The sequence below is a fragment of the Hyunsoonleella sp. J2K-J805 genome, from assembly GCF_057167125.1.
Genome location: NZ_CM169901.1, coordinates 629,946 through 653,153, shown reverse-complemented (window position 1 = coordinate 653,153; position 23,208 = coordinate 629,946). Strand labels below are relative to the sequence as shown.

Annotated in this window: 25 protein-coding genes; 11 read left to right on the top strand and 14 right to left on the bottom strand. The window is 34.5% G+C overall.

The window, feature by feature from the left end:
• The first annotated feature begins 66 nt into the window (after positions 1–66).
• Positions 67–507 (top strand): large conductance mechanosensitive channel protein MscL, encoded by a 441-nt coding sequence (gene mscL, locus AC1B0Z_RS02880; RefSeq protein WP_483794047.1) that lies wholly within the window; start codon positions 67–69, stop codon positions 505–507.
• Positions 508–705: 198 nt separating this feature from the next.
• On the opposite strand, the gene kbl is transcribed toward mscL, so the two are convergent.
• Together kbl and AC1B0Z_RS02870 are read right to left on the bottom strand one after the other, a co-directional pair.
• Complete coding sequence (gene kbl, locus AC1B0Z_RS02875) at positions 706–1,893, bottom strand: glycine C-acetyltransferase (RefSeq protein ID WP_483794046.1); 1,188 nt, start codon at positions 1,891–1,893, stop codon at positions 706–708.
• A gap of 3 nt (positions 1,894–1,896) precedes the next feature.
• Positions 1,897–2,850 carry an NAD-dependent epimerase/dehydratase family protein gene (locus AC1B0Z_RS02870; RefSeq protein ID WP_483794045.1) on the bottom strand — a complete coding sequence of 318 codons (954 nt, stop codon included), beginning with the start codon at positions 2,848–2,850 and terminating at the stop codon, positions 1,897–1,899.
• Between the two features lie 169 nt (positions 2,851–3,019).
• Between AC1B0Z_RS02870 and AC1B0Z_RS02865 the strand changes: the two genes are divergently transcribed.
• On the top strand, positions 3,020–3,481 hold the full coding sequence (locus AC1B0Z_RS02865; RefSeq protein WP_483794044.1) for an Lrp/AsnC family transcriptional regulator: 462 nt from the start codon (positions 3,020–3,022) through the stop codon (positions 3,479–3,481).
• Between the two features lie 59 nt (positions 3,482–3,540).
• On the opposite strand, the gene AC1B0Z_RS02860 is transcribed toward AC1B0Z_RS02865, so the two are convergent.
• Positions 3,541–4,212 carry an HAD family hydrolase gene (locus tag AC1B0Z_RS02860; RefSeq protein WP_483794043.1) on the bottom strand — a complete coding sequence of 224 codons (672 nt, stop codon included), beginning with the start codon at positions 4,210–4,212 and terminating at the stop codon, positions 3,541–3,543.
• A 76-nt stretch (positions 4,213–4,288) separates the two neighbouring features.
• Here AC1B0Z_RS02860 and AC1B0Z_RS02855 point away from each other — a divergent pair, with 76 nt between their 5' ends.
• Complete coding sequence (locus AC1B0Z_RS02855; protein WP_483794042.1) at positions 4,289–5,068, top strand: ABC transporter substrate-binding protein; 780 nt, start codon at positions 4,289–4,291, stop codon at positions 5,066–5,068.
• Positions 5,069–5,265: 197 nt separating this feature from the next.
• Here the strand turns inward: AC1B0Z_RS02855 and AC1B0Z_RS02850 are convergent, their stop codons facing one another.
• Complete coding sequence (locus AC1B0Z_RS02850; protein WP_483794041.1) at positions 5,266–5,472, bottom strand: Lacal_2735 family protein; 207 nt, start codon at positions 5,470–5,472, stop codon at positions 5,266–5,268.
• A 514-nt stretch (positions 5,473–5,986) separates the two neighbouring features.
• Here AC1B0Z_RS02850 and AC1B0Z_RS02845 point away from each other — a divergent pair.
• Positions 5,987–6,154 (top strand): hypothetical protein, encoded by a 168-nt coding sequence (locus tag AC1B0Z_RS02845; RefSeq protein WP_483794040.1) that lies wholly within the window; start codon positions 5,987–5,989, stop codon positions 6,152–6,154.
• Positions 6,155–6,260: 106 nt separating this feature from the next.
• Here AC1B0Z_RS02845 and AC1B0Z_RS02840 read toward each other — a convergent pair whose 3' ends face one another.
• Entirely contained in the window at positions 6,261–6,974 is a 714-nt protein-coding gene (locus AC1B0Z_RS02840) for a DUF4197 domain-containing protein (protein WP_483794039.1), read from the bottom strand.
• 269 nt (positions 6,975–7,243) lie between these two features.
• Between AC1B0Z_RS02840 and AC1B0Z_RS02835 the strand changes: the two genes are divergently transcribed.
• Both AC1B0Z_RS02835 and AC1B0Z_RS02830 read left to right on the top strand, forming a co-directional pair.
• Positions 7,244–8,359: a TlpA family protein disulfide reductase gene (locus AC1B0Z_RS02835; protein WP_483794038.1), complete on the top strand. Its 1,116-nt coding sequence runs from the start codon at positions 7,244–7,246 to the stop codon at positions 8,357–8,359.
• Between the two features lie 127 nt (positions 8,360–8,486).
• Positions 8,487–9,071, top strand: a complete 585-nt coding sequence (locus tag AC1B0Z_RS02830; RefSeq protein WP_483794037.1) for a hypothetical protein — start codon at positions 8,487–8,489, stop codon at positions 9,069–9,071.
• Between the two features lie 101 nt (positions 9,072–9,172).
• Here AC1B0Z_RS02830 and AC1B0Z_RS02825 read toward each other — a convergent pair whose 3' ends face one another.
• Positions 9,173–10,270: an OmpA family protein gene (locus tag AC1B0Z_RS02825; RefSeq protein WP_483794036.1), complete on the bottom strand. Its 1,098-nt coding sequence runs from the start codon at positions 10,268–10,270 to the stop codon at positions 9,173–9,175.
• Between the two features lie 151 nt (positions 10,271–10,421).
• Positions 10,422–11,276 carry a formyltetrahydrofolate deformylase gene (gene purU / locus AC1B0Z_RS02820; RefSeq protein ID WP_483794035.1) on the bottom strand — a complete coding sequence of 285 codons (855 nt, stop codon included), beginning with the start codon at positions 11,274–11,276 and terminating at the stop codon, positions 10,422–10,424.
• Positions 11,277–11,418: 142 nt separating this feature from the next.
• Between purU and AC1B0Z_RS02815 the strand changes: the two genes are divergently transcribed.
• Complete coding sequence (locus AC1B0Z_RS02815) at positions 11,419–14,868, top strand: methylmalonyl-CoA mutase family protein (RefSeq protein ID WP_483794034.1); 3,450 nt, start codon at positions 11,419–11,421, stop codon at positions 14,866–14,868.
• A 129-nt stretch (positions 14,869–14,997) separates the two neighbouring features.
• Positions 14,998–15,423 (top strand): hypothetical protein, encoded by a 426-nt coding sequence (locus AC1B0Z_RS02810; protein WP_483794033.1) that lies wholly within the window; start codon positions 14,998–15,000, stop codon positions 15,421–15,423.
• Here the strand turns inward: AC1B0Z_RS02810 and AC1B0Z_RS02805 are convergent.
• A complete protein-coding gene (locus AC1B0Z_RS02805) occupies positions 15,420–15,812 on the bottom strand; it encodes a hypothetical protein (RefSeq protein WP_483794032.1) in 393 nt (130 codons plus the stop codon). The two genes, AC1B0Z_RS02810 and AC1B0Z_RS02805, sit on opposite strands and share 4 nt — an antisense overlap.
• Before the next feature lie 125 nt (positions 15,813–15,937).
• Between AC1B0Z_RS02805 and AC1B0Z_RS02800 the strand changes: the two genes are divergently transcribed.
• Positions 15,938–16,381, top strand: a complete 444-nt coding sequence (locus AC1B0Z_RS02800) for an Lrp/AsnC family transcriptional regulator (protein WP_483794031.1) — start codon at positions 15,938–15,940, stop codon at positions 16,379–16,381.
• Here AC1B0Z_RS02800 and AC1B0Z_RS02795 read toward each other — a convergent pair whose 3' ends face one another.
• From AC1B0Z_RS02795 to AC1B0Z_RS02785, 3 genes are read right to left on the bottom strand one after another with little or no spacing between them, the layout of a single operon-like run.
• Positions 16,382–16,882: a hypothetical protein gene (locus tag AC1B0Z_RS02795; RefSeq protein ID WP_483794030.1), complete on the bottom strand. Its 501-nt coding sequence runs from the start codon at positions 16,880–16,882 to the stop codon at positions 16,382–16,384.
• A 14-nt stretch (positions 16,883–16,896) separates the two neighbouring features.
• The gene (locus AC1B0Z_RS02790) at positions 16,897–17,856 is read right to left on the bottom strand and encodes a YpdA family putative bacillithiol disulfide reductase (RefSeq protein WP_483794029.1); all 960 of its coding nucleotides are present in this window, start codon (positions 17,854–17,856) and stop codon (positions 16,897–16,899) included.
• Positions 17,853–19,067 carry an MDR family MFS transporter gene (locus AC1B0Z_RS02785; protein WP_483794028.1) on the bottom strand — a complete coding sequence of 405 codons (1,215 nt, stop codon included), beginning with the start codon at positions 19,065–19,067 and terminating at the stop codon, positions 17,853–17,855. Before AC1B0Z_RS02785 ends, AC1B0Z_RS02790 begins: the two co-directional genes overlap by 4 nt.
• Positions 19,068–19,334: 267 nt before the next feature.
• On the opposite strand from AC1B0Z_RS02785, the gene AC1B0Z_RS02780 reads away from it, so the two are divergent.
• Complete coding sequence (locus AC1B0Z_RS02780) at positions 19,335–19,862, top strand: DUF4252 domain-containing protein (protein ID WP_483794027.1); 528 nt, start codon at positions 19,335–19,337, stop codon at positions 19,860–19,862.
• Positions 19,862–20,593, top strand: coding sequence for a DUF1684 domain-containing protein (locus AC1B0Z_RS02775; protein ID WP_483794026.1), 732 nt, complete (start codon positions 19,862–19,864; stop codon positions 20,591–20,593). Before AC1B0Z_RS02780 ends, AC1B0Z_RS02775 begins: the two co-directional genes overlap by 1 nt.
• Positions 20,594–20,617: 24 nt before the next feature.
• Here the strand turns inward: AC1B0Z_RS02775 and AC1B0Z_RS02770 are convergent, their stop codons facing one another.
• From AC1B0Z_RS02770 to AC1B0Z_RS02760, 3 genes are all read right to left on the bottom strand, one after another.
• Positions 20,618–21,631: a DUF3500 domain-containing protein gene (locus AC1B0Z_RS02770; protein ID WP_483794025.1), complete on the bottom strand. Its 1,014-nt coding sequence runs from the start codon at positions 21,629–21,631 to the stop codon at positions 20,618–20,620.
• Positions 21,632–21,743: 112 nt separating this feature from the next.
• Entirely contained in the window at positions 21,744–22,109 is a 366-nt protein-coding gene (gene crcB / locus AC1B0Z_RS02765) for a fluoride efflux transporter CrcB (protein WP_483794024.1), read from the bottom strand.
• A 4-nt stretch (positions 22,110–22,113) separates the two neighbouring features.
• Positions 22,114–23,133 (bottom strand): SRPBCC family protein, encoded by a 1,020-nt coding sequence (locus AC1B0Z_RS02760; protein ID WP_483794023.1) that lies wholly within the window; start codon positions 23,131–23,133, stop codon positions 22,114–22,116.
• Between the last annotated feature and the right edge of the window lie 75 nt (positions 23,134–23,208).

Below are 23,208 nucleotides of genomic sequence, written 5' to 3'. Positions count from 1 at the left end.
ATTTTTCTTATAATATTTAACTATTCTGATGAAACTTCTAATTTTGCATTTCTAAATTAGAAGCTTATGCAATTATTAAAAGAGTTTAAGGAATTCGCCGTAAAAGGCAATATGATGGATATGGCTATTGGTATTATTATCGGCGCTGCATTTAACAAAGTAATTGACGTTTTAGTGAAACAAGTGATGCTACCACCTTTGTCTTTGCTAACGGATGGTGTCAATTTTCAAAACAAAAAAGTCATTTTAAGAGATGCTGTTTTAAACACCGATGGTACAACATTAAAAGATGAAGTAGCCATAGGTTATGGTGCCTTAGGCGAGGTGTTTTTGGATTTCATAATTATTGGGTTCACCGTATTTATCGTTGTTAAGTTTATGAACCGACTTAAAAAGAAGGCCCAAGATACTAAGGATACTACCGTTGAAACGCCAAAGGATATTGAGTTGTTAGACAAATTGACGGTATTGATGGAGGAGCAAAATGCGCTTTTGAAGTCGAAATAGTTAAAGCATTTACCATATTGCCTGAGTAAGAGTTCCCCTCCTTGGAGGGGCTAGGGGTGGGTTGCGTTAGGGATTGCATTGGAAAGCCCGCAGGTACGAGGACTTGAAACGTAAAGCCCGACCCGAGGACGTTGTTTTCATTAAACGTTCTAATGTAGCATCGAGGGTAACGCCCAAATAAAAGTAATTAAATTGTAATTAAATAACCTCTAGTCTTTTTCCAATCTTAACAAAAGCATCTATCGCCTTTTGGATATGCTCTGTTTTATGCGCAGCAGATAGTTGCACGCGTATTCTGGCTTTTTCTTTGGGCACAACGGGGTAGAAGAAGCCTATAACGTAAATGCCTTCGTCTAACAACATTTTTGCAAACTGTTGCGATAGTTTTGCGTCATAAAGCATTATGGGTACAATAGGATGAATTCCTGATATTATATCGAAGCCTGCTTTTGTCATTTCGGTCCTAAAAAACGTAGTATTTGCCTCTAACTTATCCCTAAGCGATGTGTCTTCAGAAATGATATCGAAAACTTTTAACGTTGCCCCAACTATAGCAGGGGCAAGGGTGTTAGAAAATAAGTAGGGCCTAGAATGTTGACGAAGAATATCCACAATTTCTTTGCGAGCTGCCGTAAAACCACCTGAGGCTCCGCCAAGCGCCTTTCCGTAGGTGCCAGTGATAATATCTACGCGGTCCATAACGCCATGGTATTCGTGAACACCTCTTCCCGTTTTTCCAATAAAGCCCGTAGAATGACATTCGTCAATCATAACCAAAGCTTCGTATTTATCTGCTAAATCGCATATTTTATCCAACGGCGCAATTTTACCATCCATAGAAAACGAACCATCAGAGACTATTAATTTTCTTCTAGCGGAAGACGCTGCTTTTAGCTGAGCTTCTAAATCCTTCATATCACAGTTCTTGTAACGAAAGCGTTGTGCTTTGCACAAGCGCACGCCATCTATGATTGAAGCGTGATTTAATTCATCTGAAATAATTGCGTCCTCCTTGGATAACAAAGGTTCAAATAAACCACCATTGGCATCAAAAGCGGCAGCATAAAGAATACAGTCTTCCATTCCGAGGAACTCTGCGGTTTTACGCTCTAATTCCTTGTGGATATCTTGAGTTCCACAAATAAAACGGACTGAAGATAACCCAAAACCATGAGATTTTAGGGTATCAATTCCAGCCTGAATTACAGTTTTATTTGAGGATAATCCCAAGTAGTTATTTGCACAAAAGTTTAAGACATCGGGGTTGGATTGCGTATCAATTTCTGCACCTTGTTTTGAGGTGATAATACGCTCTTTTTTGTACAACCCACTTTCTTTTATGGCTTCTAAATCTTCTTGAAATTGTTGTTTTATAGCTCCGTACATGGTTTATGCTTTTTCGGTTTTATAGGTTTCCTTTAAATTTTTAATCATATCAACAGTCATGGCTTTCAAATCGTATTTTGGTTGCCAGTTCCAATCTTTTCTTGCCTCGGTATCGTCAATACTATCGGGCCACGAATCTGCAATATTTTGTCTAAAATCTGGCTTGTATACCATTTTAAAGTTAGGCATAATTTCAGAAATAGCTTCTTGTAATTCAGCTGGATTAAAACTCATGCTTGCAACGTTGTAAGACGTTCTTGTTTTAAGGCTATTTGGTGGCGCTTCCATTAATTCAATAGTTGCTCTAATGGCATCATCCATGTATATCATTGGAAGCGCAGAAGTTTCATTTAAAAAGCAGGTGTAAACTTCGTTCTTAACGGCATAATGGTAGGCGTCTACAGCATAATCTGTAGTTCCACCGCCAGGGGAAGTTTGGTAGCCGATAACCCCTGGATATCTTAAGGAGCGTACATCTAAGCCATATTTCAAAAAGTAATAATTAGCCCAATGTTCCCCAGAAGCCTTACTCATACCGTAAACTGTGGTTGGTATAAGGAAAAAATCTTGTGGTGTATTGGATTTAGGTGCATTTTCGCCGTAAACTGCTATGGAGCTTGGATAGAACACTTTCGCCACTTTGTTAAGTCTTGCAGCTTCCAATACATTTAGAAATGTTTGGTTGTTAATTTCCCAAGTTCTTAAGGGCTGCTGTTCTCCTTTGGCAGATAAAATAGCCGCCATGTGGTATATTTGAGTAATACGGTGTTCTTTAACAACTGATACAATGCTGTTGAAGTCTGTGGCATCTAAAAACTCAAAATTGCCTTTAAAGTCTGCACTAAACTTAATATCCGTTGCAGTAATATTTGCTTCTCCGTATTTAATTTGAAGTGCTTTGGTTAATACAGACCCTAACTGGCCATTAGCACCAATAATTAGAATTTTCTCTTTCATTTTGTTTTAAATTGAAACAGTACTAAATTATTTTATAATTAGATATGACGATTAAAAATTCTGTTAATTATTAATATTTAAGTGTTTTATTCTGCAAATATTTGTTTCTGCGAATATAATTTCTTTATCTTTATTAATGTTGATGCTTTAAAAGTAAAGTTTACTGATTATGGAAAAATTGGATGATATTGATTTGAACATATTAAGAATTCTACAACAGGATTCTAAGAAAACAACAAAGGATATAGCAAAACTATTGCATCTAACTGCTTCACCTGTATACGAACGTATAAGGCGCTTGGAAAAAACAGGCTACATTAAAAAGTATGTGGCGTTGGTAGATAAAAAAAAAGTGAATTGCCTTATAAGTGCTGTGTGTATGGTGTCGCTACGCTATCATAATGAAGGCTTTATTGATAAATTTGATAGACAAATCAAGGAATTGCCCGAGGTGCAAGAATGCTATCACATGGCAGGAAAGGTGGACTTCTTTTTGAAAATACACCTGAGAAGCCTTGAGGAATACCATGAGTTTGTGCGTTTAAAATTATCCAAAATTGAAAATATTGGTGTTTTAGAAAGCTATTTTGTTCTAAAGGAGATTAAGGCTTCTACGGAGTATCACTTTTGAGTTTATAAAAATTCTCGATACAATTCCGCTTGGGCTCAATCACTCAAACGTACTCAGGCTTAGATAAGTGATTTGTTGAATTTATCAGATATTTTTTCGAAATAAATATCTTTAAAATCATTTATGAGGATATTAGCTTTTGAATAATCTTGATTTTTAGAATGAAAACTGTCATAACCCACACAAAATATTCCAGCAGATTTTGCAGCTTCAATACCGTTGGTAGAATCTTCAATCACCAAACATTCTTCTTTCTTAAAACCTGTAGCTTCGGCAGCTTTGATAAAAATTTCAGGATGTGGTTTGGACTGTTTTAAATCTGCACCGCTCAATTTAGCCTTAAAGTACTTGTTTAAGTCAAATCGCTCAAATATCATGTTTATACCACTCATGGAAGCCGAAGATCCCAAAACTAAGGTTAATCCATTGTCATGATAGTTTTTAATTAAATCTAATACGCCATCAATCAAACCTAAATCAGAATCCGTATCAAAAAACTGTTTATAATATTTGCGCTTTAGAGCAACTAATGTTTCAGGGGGTTCACTTAAATTAAAATGCGTGCATAGTTTTTTACAAATATTGATAGTTGATTGACCCGTAAATGATTCATACATACCTGTTGAAACGTCGATACCTATTTCATTAAACATATCATGATATGCTTTATGGTGCATAGGTTCGCTATTGATAATCACACCGTCCATATCAAAAATTACAGCTTTAAGCATTTCGGTTTTTTTGCGAAGATATAATAATGTATTTTTTAAGAATGGTTAAAACAAGAATTATTTAGTTTTGAATATTATGATTAGGGATCAATTAAATAGACAGTTACTTATTAAAACAATTCCAAAGCGAATTGTGTCTTTAGTGCCTAGCCAAACAGAATTACTGTTCGATTTGGGTTTGGAAGATTACCTTGTTGGTGTGACAAAATTTTGTGTCCATCCGCAACATATTAAGACTATGGCCACAATAGTAGGAGGTACAAAGCAAATCAATATTGATAAAATAAAAGCACTACAACCTGATATTATTCTATGTAATAAAGAAGAGAATACCAAAGCAATTGTAGATGAGTGCGAACAAATTTGTAACGTTCATGTTTCAGATATTTTTGATTTAGAAGATAGTTATGAATTGATACAACAATATGGTATTCTTTTTCAAAAAGGAAATAAAGCAGAAGAAATTATATCTGAAATAAGAAAAGAAGCAAAAGATTTTAAGGTTTACATTGAAAGTAAGTCCAATCTGAAATCAGTATATTTTATATGGAGAGCCCCTTGGATAGTTGCTGCAAACGATACATTTATAAATTACATGATGCAGCTAAATAAATTTGAAAATATTAATAAAAATAAGAATCGTTATCCGGAAATAGAGTTAAAAGAAGAGAATAATGTAGAACTTGTAATGTTATCTAGTGAACCTTTTCCTTTTAAATCGTCCCACAAAAAAGAGATAAAAAAATTCTATCCAAAAGCAAAAATACTTTTGGTAGATGGAGAAATGTTCTCTTGGTACGGCTCTAGACTAATTAAAGCATTTCGCTACTTCAAATGGCTCCGCGAGCATCTTTAGAAAACTCAACCTTGCTGATATCATCTACAAAGTTTTTTATTCTTCGCTCTAGTTTTTTTACACTAACTAATTTGTTAGTGTTTACTTTAATTTTGCCTACTTTACAAAAATGGGGACTCATAATCTTCTCTTTTACCATAAATTACGAGCATTTTGCCGATTTGGATGTAATGCGAACGTTAAAGAAACGCTAAACTTTATACAGCTGGCCTTTGATGGTTTCTGGCGAGGTATCCTAGTTTGTTCAGTTTGTTCAGTAATTTAATCGCTTTATACTCAGAAAAATCACTTAATGGTGCATCAGTTTGTCTAAGATTGTAAGCTTGTTCTATAAGGGTTTTGTACTTTTTTATGAGTTCAATTTGGTTTTGCTGGATAAAATCATCCTTTTTGTATTTTTTCATTTTTTTGAAAGTATTAAAAAAAGTAGTTGGCAAAACAAATTAACTTGCAACAGACTTACATTTCAAGAATATGTATAGACCGTGTTAAGCGTATTTTATAATGTTATGTTAATTAACACTTAACGACATCTAAACATCTTTAAATTTAAATAATTATTTTAAAAGTCTGATACTTATGCGAATAAAATTTTTATACTTCCTTTTGTTTGTGTTTTCAATCGGTCTTACCGCACAAGAAAGTAACTGCAATTGCTAGACTGAAAAGCATTCGGAGTTTGATTTTTGGATTGGGTCATGGACAGTTACCGATGCGGATGGCACCATAGCGGGAAAAAATGTTATTGATAAAATTCAGGACAATTGTGTTTTAAGAGAGAAGTGGACTAGTGCCAAAAGTAATTTTACGGGCACTAGCAACAATTTTTACAACAATGCCAAGAACCAATGGGAGCAAATTTGGATTGACAATCAGGGTGGCAACTTACACTTAAAAGGCAATAGGGCAGGCAATCAGATGATTTTAAAAACCGATGTATCCAAAAATAAAAACGGACAGCCCTATTATCATAAAGTAACCTGGACGTTGAACGAAGATGGTTCAGTAAGGCAATATTGGGAAACTATTACTAATTATAAAGATATCACTGTTGCTTTTGATGGATTGTATAAAAAAGCTGAATAAAAGGCTCATTTGTCAACCTGAACTTATTTCTTGTTCTATCCACGATTTTTTGAGAACAAAATAGATTGGGATTCTGGATCACGTTAAGAATGACAGTTATGATCCTCTAAGGGCGCCTATCTTGTAAAGCAAAAACCCTTTTCAACAAATCTGTAGTTCTAGAGTTTATTTTGTTTCTTATTTCCTTTTCTTCAATAGCAATCATCGTGTACACGCCTTTTAATGCCTGATTGGTAACATAATCTGTCAAATCCGGATTTACGTTATTAGTAAATGGGAGAGTATTGTATTTAGTGATAAGATTGTTCCAAATATCATCAGCACCAACTTTACTAAAAGAATTTTTAATCACAGGATTAAACTTATCATATAAAGCAGTTTGCGTTTTTGAAGTTAGATATTGCGTTGCTGCATCATCATTACCTAGTAAAATATTTTTTGCGTCAGCAAAAGTGATATCCTTTACAGCGTTAACAAAGATAGGGGTAGCCTCTTTTACAGCATCTTCAGCGGCTCTATTTAAAACTTTTAGCCCCTCATCTGCCAACTTACTTAAGCCAATATCCCTAAGTGCTTTATCTACTTTTTGTAGCTCGTCGGGCAGGAGTATTTTTACCAAATCATTTTTATAAAATCCATCTTTCTGGGTAAGCTTGGTAACCTGTTTGTCTATTCCAAAATCTAACGCTTGTCGCAAACCAGAACCAATTTCTTCATTGCTTAGAACTCCACCTTTTGGCAACTGATCAATAACACCTTGCAATTCGGCACAGGCCATTAAATTAAAGATTATGAAAACTGAAAGAATTTTACGTAGCATGATAATTGGGTTTTATTTTCAAAAGTAATGAATACTAAAAATAAGACACCCAAAAAACATGCATTTAGGTGCCTTTATATGTGTAAACCAGATTAATCCCTCAATTAACTAGGCTTCATTTTATATTTATAAGACACGTTAAAATTAAAAAGGTCACATAGTTTTATAATTTTTATTTATTTTGCACAGTAATCCCAACCAAATACTATTCTAGCATAATTATTGTTATTACTGTTATAGACACTTATTTTATGTATTTGAAATTAAAAATGAAACACTTCATCCTTCTTGCTATCACCATACTTTTTCCGACTCTATTTTTCGGGCAAATTAGAATCTCTGAAAACATTCAAAACTCTCAAATTAATACGTCTGAAGACAATGCACTCTATTTTGTGGATTTTTGGGCAACTTGGTGTGGGCCTTGTATACATGCATCCAAATATTTAACCTCTTTGCAGCGTCAATACCCCGAGAAATTCCATATTATGTCTCTAAGTCAAGAAAACCCTGATATAGTGAAGCGTTTTATGACAAAGCATGTTTTAGAATTGGCAGTGGCTATAGATCATGAAGGAGAAACCTTTTCAAAATATAATATAGCGAGTTTGCCTTATGGAATTTTGTTTAATGCCAAAGGCGAAAAACTCTGGGAAGGCCATCCTGCAGAATTTAAAAACTACCATTTAGATGGTTATTTAAGCACCAATAAAACAACTATGGATATTGGTGATATGTACAAGCTACAATCTTATAAACCAATAGATATTGTTAAGGAAACTGGTCCAAAAACAGATTTTGATATTACCGAAATTAGCGATTCTTACGAAACATTGGAAATAATTGAGAAACCAGATTTTTTACAGTTAACAGGAAGCTTAAAGGATATTATTGCTTATGCAAATTATGCATATCGAAATCAAGTAAATATGCCTTCTGAGTTAAACAAAACATACCGCATGCGTTTTAAGTATGAAACAAAAGCACTAAAACAGATGGAACGTATTGTTTTGAAGCATTTAAAGCTAAAACGGAAATATGATTCTGCAAATGGAGAAGTTCTTTTTTTAAATTTATCAAGTGCACGTTTTTGGGATATAAACCAAATTAATTGGGGTAGTGACACACCTCATTTTTTAATCGGAGATTCTGATATTAAGGCGGATAATGTGTCGTTAAACCAAATTGGATTTCAACTGGCTAATTTATTAGAAATACCGGTGATTGCCAGTGATGAAGATATGGCCAACGAACCGCACGATTGGGAATTGCATTATAAATATTTTGATTTAATGGCCTCTAACTTAAATGATACTTATGGCATTAAAATAGAAAAAAAGGTGGTTGAATATCCAAAGTATATCATTACTAAAAGAACGTTTTAGAGTGTTTTCTATACGTGCTATAACTACACAGCTTTGATGTCGTGAATACATATTACTACCGTTTAAGTAATACTCATTTTTTATAATTGTTGATATGCATAGAAGTGCTTTTTTAATTCTAATACTTATGCTTTTAGGAACAGTAAATGTATATGCGCAAAGCAAAGTTGGGAATGACTTTGTAGTTCTTTACACTGGAGATACGCTTTATGGTAATGTAGTATACATAAATGAAAGTAGAAGACAACTTTATAAAAAGATTAGAATTATAGATGATAAAGGGAAACAAAAACGCTATAAGAGAAAACAGGTAGCATCATTTAAAAAGGATAATTACAATTATATAAGTTTTTGGCTAAAACAACCTTCAAAATCATTTAATTTTAAATCTTTTGTTAATCCTTTTTATAACATAGACATAAAAAATGGTGAGCAACATTTCTTAAAACTTATCCAAATTGGAAATTTAAGTCATTACCAATTAGAATGGTTTGAACAAGCTGAGAGTAGATTGCATTTTATGACTTTGTTTAAAAAATCTAATGATGATTTTTTTGTAAGAGCAGATCAAGGCGTATTTGGGTTAAAGGTTAAACTGCTAAGGGATTATTTTAAAGACTGCACAAAACTTCAAGAAAAAATAAGAGATAAAACATTAAAAAAAGTTAGGGATGTCGTTAAGTTTTATAACGATAATTGCACCGTTTATTAGGATATTTTAAGTTTAAAAGGAATATGTAAATCTTTAAAGATGAGGGTTAAGCATAAAAAAAGGTGCCAATGGCACCTTTTTAATTTATAAAAACTTAAATATTAGTTTCCAATAACTCTAAATTCAGTTCGTCTGTTCTTTCTGTGTTCTCCTTCAGAACAATCAACACCATTAGAACAACGATTCACTAATCTAGATTCTCCGTAACCTTTAGCAGATAATCTACTTCTAGAAATACCTTTAGATACTAAATAGTTTACAACAGAATTAGCACGTTGTTGTGATAATGACATGTTGAAATCATCGTTACCTCTAGAGTCTGTATGAGACATTAATTCAATACTTACAGGCTTGCTGTTTAATAATGGTAATAACGTTTCATCAATAATTTTCTTTGAAGCAGGAGTGATACGAGCGCTACCCAATTCGTAGAATATTGGTAATACGTTAGCATTTAATAACCCACAATCCACTTCTTCCCAAGTAGTTAAACCACCTTTTTTAGCTAAAACAGTTCTAGTTACAGTTTTAGACTGTGCAGGCACAGTTACACTTCTTGTTGAAGCTGGAGTAGCTAAAACTTGACGTTTGATAGTTTTGTACTCTGCAGGAATATCAATTTGATCCATTCTAGCAGGCGTTTTTACTACACGTTTTTTGTAGGTAGCACCTTGCTCTGGCACAGGAACACTACTTGTAGCAGCGTCTCTATCTAAAGTAGTAAAACTTACATCTCTAAATTGTGCAGGATACTCAACAAAACATGCTACCATACAATCCTCTTTATTTGGAGAATCACAAGCTGTTTCTCTGTATTCCCAACCAGAAGTTTTAGGATATGTTTCAAAAGTTCTTGAATCAGAACCAAAAGAAGCAGGAATAATGCTTAAGTCAGATCTTCCTTCTTTGCTAACATACGGTACTTCAACAGTTTCGTAAGTAGCAGGTACATAAACAAACTTTTTAGAAGCTTCCTTAACTAAAACACGCTCTTCAACGGTTCTGTATGTTGCAGGAACAACTTCTAATTTAGTGTATGCAGGATAGGTTTGGATAGTTTCTTCAACTGTCTTAAACTCATCTTTTGTAATACACTTTACGTAGCATTTCCCTGGATCGGGGTTTGCAGGTAAGTTTTGTGCTTGGGACATTCCGAAGCCTAATAAAATAGTTAGGCATAAAATAAAATTTGATTTCATAAAAATTAAGAAATTAGTTAATGGTTTTTATCTATTCAATAATTAGGACACCAATATATCAAATTAGTCACAATTAACATTTGTTAATATTAACAAATGTTAACTTTTTTTTAAGAATAGTATTAAATGCTATTGAAAATCAGTGAAATAACTAAGAAAAGATTACGGTCTTATTATTATACACCATTACTTTTCTTTCAGAATGCAATTTTATGGCATTAGCCAACACTATTTTTTCAAGGTCTCTGCCTTTTGCAATTAGGTCTTTAATTGTATAGGCATGTGTTACTCTAGATACATCTTGCTCTATGATTGGACCAGCATCCAGTTCTTCAGTAACATAGTGGCTTGTGGCACCGATGATTTTTACACCACGCTTATATGCTGAATGATATGGTTTTGCACCAACAAAAGCTGGCAAAAATGAATGATGAATATTTATAATTTTGTTAGGGTATTTGTTTATCAATTTTGGCGATACAATTTGCATATATCTAGCAAGCACTATAAAATCTATTCCGTTGGCCTCAAGTAGTTCCAATTGTTTATCCTCCGCTTCAGATTTTGTGTCTTTGGTAACCGGTATATGATAAAATGGAATTTTAAAACTATCTGCTATCGGTTTTAAATTCATATGGTTACTTATAATAAATGGGATTTCAAGATGAAGTTCACCTGAATTATAACGTCCTAAAATATCATACAAACAATGATCGTATTTGGATATGAATAAAGCCATTTTTGGCTTTTTTTCAGAAGAATAAATACGCCATTTCATGTCAAATGCATCAGCCAAATCATTCTTAAAACACGTTTTAAAGGTGTCTGTAGAAAAATTATCATCAGTAAACTCACTTTCCAATCTCATGAAAAATATATCCTGTTGTCTATCAACATGCTGATCTAGATAAACAATATTGCCATTTTTTTTTGCAATGAAGTTCGTTACAGTTGCAATGATATTTGAACGATCTTTACAATGAATTAAAATCGTGATTTTTTTCATGAGGTTTCTTTTGAGCTTTCAAAAATAAATAAAAAGGGTTTTGAGACTTAAAATTGATATATTTTTGCAAAATCTGTTTTGAAATCAATTTTTTTTTGAATTATTCGTAAATTGCAACCCGTAAAATAGTTATTTTTCAATAATGAATCAACACAGCCCTTATAAACCAAAACATAAAATTAGAGTAGTTACCGCAGCATCTCTTTTTGATGGACATGATGCCTCAATAAATATTATGCGGCGCATTATTCAAGCTACGGGTGTTGAAGTCATTCATCTAGGGCATGACAGAAGTGTAGAGGAAGTTGTAAATACGGCGATTCAAGAAGATGTTAATGCTATATGTTTAACGTCTTATCAGGGTGGGCATAACGAGTATTTTCAATATATGTATGACCTTTTGAAAGAGAAAGGTGCAAATCACATCAAAATCTTTGGAGGTGGCGGAGGAGTAATTCTCCCTGCAGAAATTAAAAATTTGATGGATTATGGAATTACACGCATTTATTCTCCAGATGATGGAAGAGAAATGGGGTTGCAAGGTATGATTAATGATTTAGTTGAAAAATCAGATTTTGCCATTGGAGATAATTTGGATGTTTCTTTGAAAGACCTGAAAACGAAAAATCCGAAAGCTATCGCTAGAATAATTTCTTCTTCCGAAAACTTCCCTAATACCGCAAAAGGTATTTTAAACGACATTACTATTAAAAACAAAAACACAACCATTCCTGTTTTGGGTATTACAGGGACAGGTGGTGCTGGAAAATCCAGTTTGGTGGATGAACTTGTAAGACGGTTTTTACTAGATTTTCCTAAAAAAACAGTTGGTATTATTTCTGTAGATCCTTCTAAGCGAAAAACTGGTGGCGCATTACTAGGTGATAGAATTAGGATGAACTCTATTAATAATGACAGAGTATACATGCGCAGTTTGGCAACACGACAGTCCAATCTCGCCCTTTCAAAACATGTTAATGAGGCCGTAGCAGTTTTAAAAGCTGCTGAATATGATTTGATAATCTTGGAAACTTCTGGAATAGGGCAGAGTGATACCGAGATTATAGAGCATTCTGATGTGTCGTTATATGTAATGACACCAGAATTTGGTGCAGCTACGCAATTGGAAAAAATTGATATGCTAGATTTTGCTGATATTGTTGCCATTAACAAATTTGATAAACGGGGCGCCCAAGATGCCTTACGTGATGTAAAAAAGCAATACATGCGTAACAATGATCTTTGGGATACGCCACAGGAACAATTGCCCGTTTTCGGCACTATAGCCTCGCAGTTTAACGACCCAGGGATGAATACACTTTACAAAGCAGTTATGGATGTTTTGGTGGAAAAAGTAGGGGCGCAGTTGAAATCATCATTTAAGACCACTGATAAAACAAGTGAAAAACTATTTATTATCCCTCCATCTAGAACAAGGTATTTGTCTGAAATTGCAGAAAGTAATCGATCTTATGACAAATTCTGTTCAGAACAAGTTGATGTTGCTCAGAAACTATATGGAATATTTCAAACAATTTCCTCAGTTTTAGATGTATCCTTCAGTGTCGTAGAAAAATCTTTTATCGGCGAATCAGGTTTAAATGAAGATGAGATTCTCAATACTTCGGAAGTATCAGGACAGACCGATAAAAACGATTTCATCAAATTATTAATTGCAGAATTTAATAAAGTAAAAAAAGATTTAAGTCCGTACAATTGGGAAACTATTTGCGGCTGGGGTAAAATCGTAGATCGCTACAAAAATCCTATTTATACCTTTGAAGTAAGGGGCAAGGAGATTGAAATTAAAACGCATACAGAATCATTGTCCCACACTAAAATCCCAAAAGTTACGCTTCCAAAATACAAAGCTTGGGGAGATATTTTAAAATGGTGCTTGCAGGAAAATGTACCAGGGCAATTTCCGTACACCTCAGGTTTATACCCCTTTAAGCGAACTGGAGAAGACCCAGCACGTATGTTTGCTGGCGAAGGTGGTCCAGAGCGCACAAACAAACGTTTTCATTATGTAAGTACAGGCATGCCAGCTAAACGATTATCCACTGCTTTTGATAGTGTAACACTTTATGGCAACGACCCAGATTACCGCCCAGACATTTATGGTAAAATTGGTAATGCAGGTGTTTCTATTTGTTGTTTAGATGATGCTAAAAAGTTATACTCTGGCTTTAATCTTGCAGACCCGATGACCTCGGTAAGTATGACGATAAACGGACCTGCGCCAATGCTTTTAGGTTTTTTTATGAACGCCGCGATAGATCAGCAATGTGAGATTTATATTAAAGAAAACAACCTTGAAAAAGAAGTTATTTCCAAAATTGAAAAACTATATAAAAATAAGGAGCGACCAACATATAATGGGACATTACCAGAGGGAAATAATGGCTTAGGGCTAATGCTTTTGGGTGTTACTGGCGATCAAGTGTTGCCAAAAGAGGTTTATCAAAAAATAAAAAAAGATACCATTGCACAAGTTAGAGGTACGGTTCAAGCAGATATTCTTAAGGAAGATCAAGCACAAAATACTTGTATTTTTTCTACTGAATTTGCTTTGCGCTTAATGGGAGATGTGCAGGAATATTTTATTGACAACAATATTAGAAATTTTTATTCAGTATCAATATCAGGTTATCATATTGCTGAGGCTGGTGCAAACCCAATTACGCAGTTAGCTTTAACTTTATCCAATGGTTTTACGTACGTAGAATATTATTTGAGTAGAGGTATGGACATCAATAAATTTGGTCCAAATCTGTCATTTTTCTTTTCAAACGGCATAGATCCAGAATATGCAGTTATTGGAAGGGTGGCTCGTAGAATTTGGGCAAAAGCCATGAAAGAAAAATATGGTGCAAACCCCAGAGCGCAAATGTTGAAGTATCATATTCAAACATCAGGGCGAAGTTTACATGCTCAAGAAATTGATTTTAATGATATAAGAACCACACTGCAAGCACTTTATGCTATTTACGATAATTGCAATTCTTTGCACACTAATGCGTATGATGAGGCGATTACTACGCCAACTGAGGAATCAGTACGTCGTGCCATGGCAATTCAACTGATCATAAACAAAGAGTTAGGTTTAGCTAAAAACGAAAACCCTATTCAAGGTGCTTTTATTATTGAGGAGTTAACCAACTTAGTTGAAGAAGCGGTACTATTAGAATTTGATAGAATTACCGAACGCGGTGGAGTTCTTGGCGCAATGGAAACTATGTATCAACGTAGCAAAATCCAAGAGGAGAGTTTGTACTACGAAACTTTAAAACACAATGGTGAATTTCCAATAATTGGTGTAAATACTTTTTTAAGCAGTAAAGGTTCAAAAACTGTTTTACCTGCTGAAGTTATCCGCGCCACAGAAGAAGAGAAGCAATTTCAAATTAAAACTTTAGAAAACCTTCATAAAGCTAATGATACGAAACCGATTTTAAAGGAACTTCAGGAAACCGCCATCAATAACCAAAATATTTTCGAAGTTTTGATGGAAGTTTGTAAAGTCTGTTCCTTAGGGCAAATTACAAAGGCTTTGTTTGAAGTAGGCGGGCAGTATCGCAGAAATATGTAAGCAGAAAAGCAGGTTTACACATTAAATATGGGTGAGTTTATCCCTCTAAAAGCCATATCATCACAATTATGTGTATTATTTAAGCAACCATTTTCAAAATTTTTCATCTATAAGAAAAGCGTACCTAAAATGAAAACGATATTATGCTTGACAATCATCAGTCTGTTGTTCAATTGTACATCTGATGTTAGCAAACCTTCAGAACACACACAGCTTTTAGGAAAATGGAAACTAACTGATGAATTATTAGATCCTGGTGATGGAAGTGGCTCTTTTAAACCTGTATCAAGTGATAGGGTGATTGAATTCTTAAGTGACAATACAGTAGTTATTAATGGTGTTTTGTGTTTTATGTCAACTGAAGAAGGAGATAAAGAATCTGGCTCGTACATCATAATTACAGATTCAGATACGCAACATGATGGTGAAATAATACCTAATAAATGTAATTCCCGTTCTGCAAAAGTATATTTTGATTTACCGGTTGACGGTACTTTAATTTTATGGTATCAATGTATTGAACCTTGCGGCCAAAAATTCAAGAAAATAAATTAAAGCGTTAACATCCAATTATGTTGAAGTTTTTTAAACTTCTTTAATTCGCGACGCAAAACCGGTAAAAAATCCTTGCCATTGCTATTACTCTTTTCTAAACGATAAGAGTTTTTATAGAGCGTATTGGTTAATCGGCGCAATGAAGCTAAATGCCTATGCTTTCTATCTGAATGACGTTCGCGTTCAATATTTTCAATCTCAGGGGCCAATGATACAGACTGCTGTACAATGTCTCCAGAAAAATAAATATGGGTATCTTCAGAACCGTCTTCTTTGAGTCCAGAAAGATCTTCGCTAAGGTATGAGGAAATGCTTTGAGATAATGCAAAAATCTCGATCGCCTTTTGATAAATAGGTAATTCCGATAGATTTACTGGGGTATTATGCATTTTTTTATTTTTTCATTAGCAATTGTAACAAAATTAGGCACTGAATTTTATATATAACCTTAATATTTAAAGTAAAATTGTATTTTTACTTTAAATTTTATGTTTTATTAACCAAATCTCTTTAAATGCAAATTGATATACTTAATGCTAAGATTTTAAAATGCTTACAGCAAAATGCACGACAGTCTAACGCGGAAATTGGGAGACAAGTTGGCATCAGTTCTCCTGCTGTTTCCGAGCGCATTAAAAAAATGGAAGATATTGGCATTATTGAAGGGTATAAAGCACTTGTTTCTCCATTTGAAATTGGCTATCAACTAAAGGCTATTATCACGATTAGAGCTTTTATGGGAAAATTAAAACCGTTTTTGGATAAAGTAAAATCCTTTGACGAAGTGGTGAATTGCTACCGCATAACGGGAGATGAAAACATAGTTATGGAAGTGGTACTGAAAGACAATAAACACTTAGAACGCTTTATTGATAATTTGATTATTTACGGCGAATCTAAAACGCAAATTGTGTTGTCTAGAGTAGTGAAGCAAAAAGAAATAGTTCCTATTAAATAATCAAAAGCCCTCAAAATCATCGGGGTTGAAAGGTAAATCATCGTCGGGGTCTTTATCATCATAATTTACCCCTGGAGGATTAAAGAGTCCCCATCTGTCAATAATATAGTTCCAGGGATCGAAAGTTTTAACCCATTCGGCAAAAATAACCCTAAACTCCTCAACTTCATTTCGTAATATATCTAAGTATTCAACATCCTTAAAACCGTGCATTTCTATACCCCTAGCATCTGTTATTAACTCCCTTGCCGCTTTTCGAATAATGGCTGCATTTTCCATTTTTAAGTCATATAACATATCTTCGCCTGATGCCCCAGCTATTTTTGCAGGAATAATCATTGCGTTTTTCCGCATGTAACTAATATTGTTTTTAAGCATTTCCGCTTCTATATCGTGTTCAAAATCAATATCTGTATTTTCAACACTTTCTACAATATGATCTACCAGTTTTTGAATATCTATTGCTTTCTTAAATACTGGTAGTTTTTCCCATTTATTCATAATAGTTAAAGATTCTAGAGTGTGATTTCAATATGTTCTGCTATTTGTTTTGCATGAATACGACTGTTTTCAATAAACCATTTGTGGGTTTCCATGCCACCGCAAATAACACCTGCAAGATATACACCTTCCACATTAGTTTCCATAGTTTCAGGATTATAAGTTGGCAATTGCTTTTTATCATCAGATTGTGATACACCAAGTTGATTCAGCAAATCAAAATTTGGTTTATAACCCGTAAGTGCCACTACAAAATCATTTGGAATTCTTTTTATACCATCAGGCGATTCAAAAACAACTTCATTTTCAGTAATCTCTATGATTTCAGAATTAAAATAGGCTTTTATGCTACCCTCTTCAATACGGTTAATGATATCTGGTCGCACCCAATATTTTACGCGTTCACCAATACCTTCACCACGAATAATCATGGTAACGTTGCCGCCTTTGCGATAAATTTCTAAAGCAGCATCTACAGAAGAGTTACTGGCACCAACCACCACAATGTCTTGCATTGCATACTGATGTGCTTCTTTGTAATAATGGGTGACTTTTGGTAAATCTTCACCAGGAACATCAATCAAATTTGGGATATCATAAAATCCCGTTGCTAAAATCAACTTTTGCGATTGGTAGGCACCTTTATCGGTTTTCACCTTAAAAGCACCATCGTCCTTCGAAATTTCTTCAACAGTTTCAAAAAGGTTGATGTTGATTTGATTTGAAGTCGCCACACGCCGGTAATATTCCAAAGCTTCATCCCGATTTGGTTTTGGATTTTTACTGATGAATGGAATACCGTCAATCTCTAACTTTTCCGAAGTAGAGAAGAAGGTCATATTCTTTGGGTAATTAAAAAGGGAGTTGGTTAACGCTCCCTTTTCAATTACTACATAATTCCAGTTACGTTTCTTACATTCTAAGGCACAAGCTATTCCAATTGGACCACCTCCGATAATAATCACATCCTTCATTTAGCAATTTTTCTTTTGGTACGTAAATAGTTTTTCAAAATGAACAATAAAAATACACAAATACCGCCTATTCCCGTAATGATGTACCAAGTATTGTCGTAATCCAAATGTGCCACCATTTCCATACCTGCTTTATGGCTAAATATATGCGACAATGAAAATGAAATCGTGTACAAAGCCATATATTCCCCTTGATTGCCTTTGCTTGCCCTGTCATAGGCAAAAGCGTTGGAGAAGGGGAACGCTATCATTTCACCAAGGGTCATCAGTAGCATTCCAATAACCAGAATTCCCGTCCACGAGGTTAGATTCAACACCAAAAAACTCACAGCAGTTAAAAAGCCTCCAAACAGAATCAATGCTATTTTAGTTAATCTGGTATTTTCCAACCAGCTAATCAAAGGCATTTCCAAAAGGAAAATGATAAAACCATTCATACCTAAAAGCAATCCTATTTCAAGCTCGGTAAGTACATGCCGTTCTCTGTAATACAATGGCATTGTAGAGAAATACTGCAAAAAGATAAATCCAAACAAAAACATGGCACATAGAAAAATAAGAAATGCCTTGTCTCCATAAGCAGATTCAGGATTATCAACCTTAACGTCGTCCTGAACCCTTGATTGTTTCGGATTCAAAACCAATACAAGCAAAATAGTGGCCAAAATACAAGTAATACCATCCACCCAAAATAAACCAGAATAGCCTATGGACGTAATGATGATACCACCAACAGCAGGTCCTGCCGAAAATCCTAAATTTATGGCAAGTCGTATAAGCGTTACGCTTCTGGTTTTATTTTCCGGCTTACTGTACGCGCTCAGCGCCACAAACATGGCAGGACGAAACATGTCGGCCACCACCATCACCAAAAAAATCCCTAAACACAAACTGTAAAAGGTATTGAGGAATTGTAGCGCAATAAACAGAACCCCTGTACTCACCAAACTCCTCACCATTACTTTGTAGTAGCCAATAGTATCGGTTAGTTTTCCACCCAACCAAGACCCAACAACGGAACCTAAACCAAAGCATGCCATTATGGTACCCACATTACTTTTTGAAATTTCTAAATCCTCCGTTAGGTACAAAGACAAAAACGGAATTACCATAGTACCAGCCCTATTTATTAGCGTAATTAAGGCAAGCCACCATACTTCTGTTGATAAACCTTTAAAGGTATTTAGGTAATTGTTAAAAAGAGTTTTCATGAGTTCTAAAAGTGCTACATATTTGTAATTGATTTGTTTAATGTTCTAAAAACAAAAAGTCCGACTGTGAAGCCGGACTTTTAAATATATCTGTAAACGTTTATTCTATAACATCACAATACATCACAAGTCCGTCTTCCTTTCTTTAAAGAAACGGTCCATTGTTTTCTACAAATTGTGACGTTGCTACGCATTTTATTTACTTTGAAAGTTCAAATCTAGATAAAATTTTTGGATATTGTATTTTTACCAAGATAAAATTTTAAAATGAAGCGATTAGTTTTAGCAATATACCTGCTGTTTTTACTCACATCATGCGGCAGTAGTTTTCAAGGATTTTACAATAACCACAAGGCAGATTTAGGGGTTACCTCGTTTCAAGTACCCAACTTTATGAAATCGGTTTTAAGTACGCTTTCCCCCGAAATGAAACATTCCATTGGTAATATTTCAGACCTAAAGTTTATAAAATTCGACAACTTAAATGCTGTTAAACGCCAAAGCCTTATCACAGAAATGAATGCCGTAACCAATAACGAGTACCTAGATGTATTTAGAAAAAACGACCCCGATAACACCAGGATTATTTCCGTTCGGGAAGCGGGCGTTGTTGTAACCGATGTCATTATTTTCAATAGTTCTGCATCCCAAACCACCGCATATTATTTACAGGGAAATTTCGATCCAGAAAAAATTAAGTCCTTCGCAGACGAAGACACTTTTAATGCCTTTTCAAACGATGTAATGCAGCATTACAAAATGAACATAAACCCATCCTTCAATCCAGAAAACTAATGAGAGTTTCAAAAGTATTACAAGCATTTGGGCGTTACCCACGAGGGGTCGGGCTTTCACTACTCGCTCTTTGCGAGGAGCTCAAACACGCCGTTCAATCCCTAACGCGGGTAAACCAGCCAAAACCATCAAAAACCCTAATACCGTTACTATTTGCTTTGGTAATGGTCTGTACAAGCTGTGCTCAAAAAAAACGACCTTTAAAAGGAGAGACAACATTTCAAAAAGAACTGAATGCTTTTTACAAGGATGCTTCAACATCTCCATTAAAAAAGAAAGACCTTAAGACGTTTGAAGGTCTGGATTTCTTCAAATATGATTCGTCATATGTAGTAACAGCAAAATTAAAGCGAACTCCAGACTCTGAATGGTTTAACATGAAAACTACAACTCAGCGTGTTTCAGAAGAGCGTGTTTACGGTATTTTGTACTTTGAGCTCCATGGGAAACATTATCAACTCAACATATTCCAAGGTAAGGATGCCGTAGTAGAAGGTGATGACTATTTATTTCTGCCTTTTTTGGATGAAACTAATGGGTTAGAGAGCTATGGTGGTGGGCGCTATATTGATGCGAATATTCCCGAAGGCGATACTATAATTATAGACTTTAATTCAGCCTATAACCCCTATTGTGCTTACAATGATAAATATTCCTGTCCAATAGTACCTCGTGAAAATTATTTAAAGATTAGGGTAGAGGCGGGCGTTAAAGCTTTTGAAAAGCATTAATATTAAAATAGCATAAACAACTTGTTATTTTTTATGATGATGTTCTGCATTGTGGTAATGATCCCGTATTAAGTCTCTTCCAAAATCTCCATCAAAATCTCGCCATACCGTATGAATATGATTTGCACCATTTTGCGTATTATCAAATTCTATTAAAAAAGACTTTCCTTGAATTCTATAATAATGCCCAATTCCTTTAACCTGTGCACCCGCCCAAGCAAATTTTATATATTCAAACTCATCGTTGTTAATCTTTTTTTCGCGTGCAATGGCTACGTCCTTTGGTATTGAACTTAAATATTCTTTTAGTAACTCTTTTAGTAAGTCCTTTTGGTTCGAATTCAACTTCCTTACTTCAATACCAAAAGGCTCCAATGGGGTTACCTTAGAATTATTTCGGGTTAACACATCTGGAAAAGCAACCTTACTAAAAATAGCTTCTTCCTTTTGGTCTTCTGTAAGTGTATTTAGAAGTTCAAAGGCTAAATCTTCTTCTTTATCAAGTATTCTTTCACCCTTTCTACTGCCACTCGGTATATTACCAGGATTAGCTCCAAAAAATCTGGGTGCAGTAGCTAATTTTCCATTAGCTATCGTAAAGTTTAATGATAAGTGGTGCCCTTCAAATGAAAATGCCCATAAACTATCTTTTTTTGGATTACCGTATATAGATAAAAAATAAGCTCCTGAATCTCGATATGCTGAATCGCCCCCTAATTCTACTAGAACATTTTCCAATGCTATAACATCTTGAGTTTTTTTATAACCAGACTTACTTAAAAACGATTTAAGCATATTAGAAAAAGCCGTTTTTTGTGTACTATTAAGTTTACCAATTTTTAGCCCTTTTCTGGGGTATGACGCAGCGGGCAAATAGTGCCATTTTTCTCTCGAGGTATCTTCAAAAGGCATTAGAAGTTGACCTAACTGTTTTTCATCTAAAGTATCCAAAAACTTAATTGTTTCATTGGTGTTATTTAAACTGATAAAACATACAGCTATTACCACTAGAGATAAAGTTATTATTAGCTTTTTCATAATATAAATAATTTAGATAATCTGTTAGCAGGATATAGTTGATTCCAACTATTTAGAGTCTGAAAATTACGTTTCATATAAAGTATGGGTTATAATAAAACTAAAATAGGATTTACTTCACCATATACATCCCAGCAAAAACAGCCAAAAACCCCACTACAAAACTCGCAATGGTATAAATAGCAAAACTCATAAAATCACCAGATTTTAAAAACACATGATTTTCATAAGCAAAGGTAGAGAAGGTGGTAAAGCCACCACAGAATCCTGTTGCAAGCAACAAGGTGTTGTTCTGGGAAAGTGCATCATTTTTAGCGGCCAGCCCCAAAATTATACCAATAAAGAGGCTTCCTAAAATATTAGCAGCAAGTGTACCATATGGTATCCCTGTTTCAGTACTATTTAAAAATTTACCAATTATATATCGCAACACACTACCAAAACCACCACCTAAAAACACCAATACGACTTGCTTCATAAATCTACTTTAAAGCAATATAAATTTCGGTTAACCAATCTGAAGGATTAGGATGTTGCATGGGATCGTTTGTGTAAGCTTCTAGTGTTGGTCCATTTTCATCTGTCTGCAGATTATTTTTGGCGATATAATCCATACTAGTTTCCCAAGCCTCTTTTAAGTTTTCATAATTACCCTTAAGCGTGGTTTTTAAAGCTTTAAAGGATGGTAATTTTCCTGTGAGGATATCTGGCTCTGTAGAAATGACTTTATTTATAGTAGGAATACAACAAGAAAACATCACTGTATTGTTGGCTTCATCCCATTTATGATATAAATTAAAAGGTGCTCCTGCCATTTTTATGTTATTTTTCATAGCATAATCCCCCAGCTTTGGCATCATTTGCTGTATGTGTTTGGGCATATCTGGAATTTTACAGGATACCGTATTGTAAATATAAAAGCCACCACTGTGTTCAGTAACACCGTTTACAGTAATACTATATTTTTTCATATCCGCAACCAAAATACTATCTAACTTCTCTAAACTGCGCTCGTAATGAGGGCCAATTTGCTTTTCCATACCGCCCATTAAAGTGGCAAAGGCTTTAAATCCAAAAGGTAAATCCTTACCAGAAATCGTCCAAGTGGTTTCAGTTGTGCCATCTTGGTTTGGTGTAAAGCTCCATGTAATATTTGAAGGAGGAAAATCTGCAAATTGCATTTCCTGGTGTATTGATTCATTTGGTAGGGCTTTAGTGGTTTTCATCGTGCCAATACCATCCTTATCTTCCCATTGGTAAGAGCTTCCAACTCCAGATGTTTTTCCGGGATATGTAATTTTCATTTCAGGGTCGGCCTCCACCCAAGAAGACCATGATTCCCAATTCTTATAATCGATAACTTTATTATACACTACAGGTGCTGGTGCATTTATGGTTTTAGTTCGGGTAACTTCAAACGAATTAGGCTGTACAGCAATATAAATTGCAAGCCCAATAATGGCGATGAGCAACAGAAAGAAAATATACTTTAAAGCTTTCATTTTTATACGTTTGGATTGTACAAAACAAATATAGTTATTTTTAAAATTTAGATTTAGAAATTGTTACATTTGTTA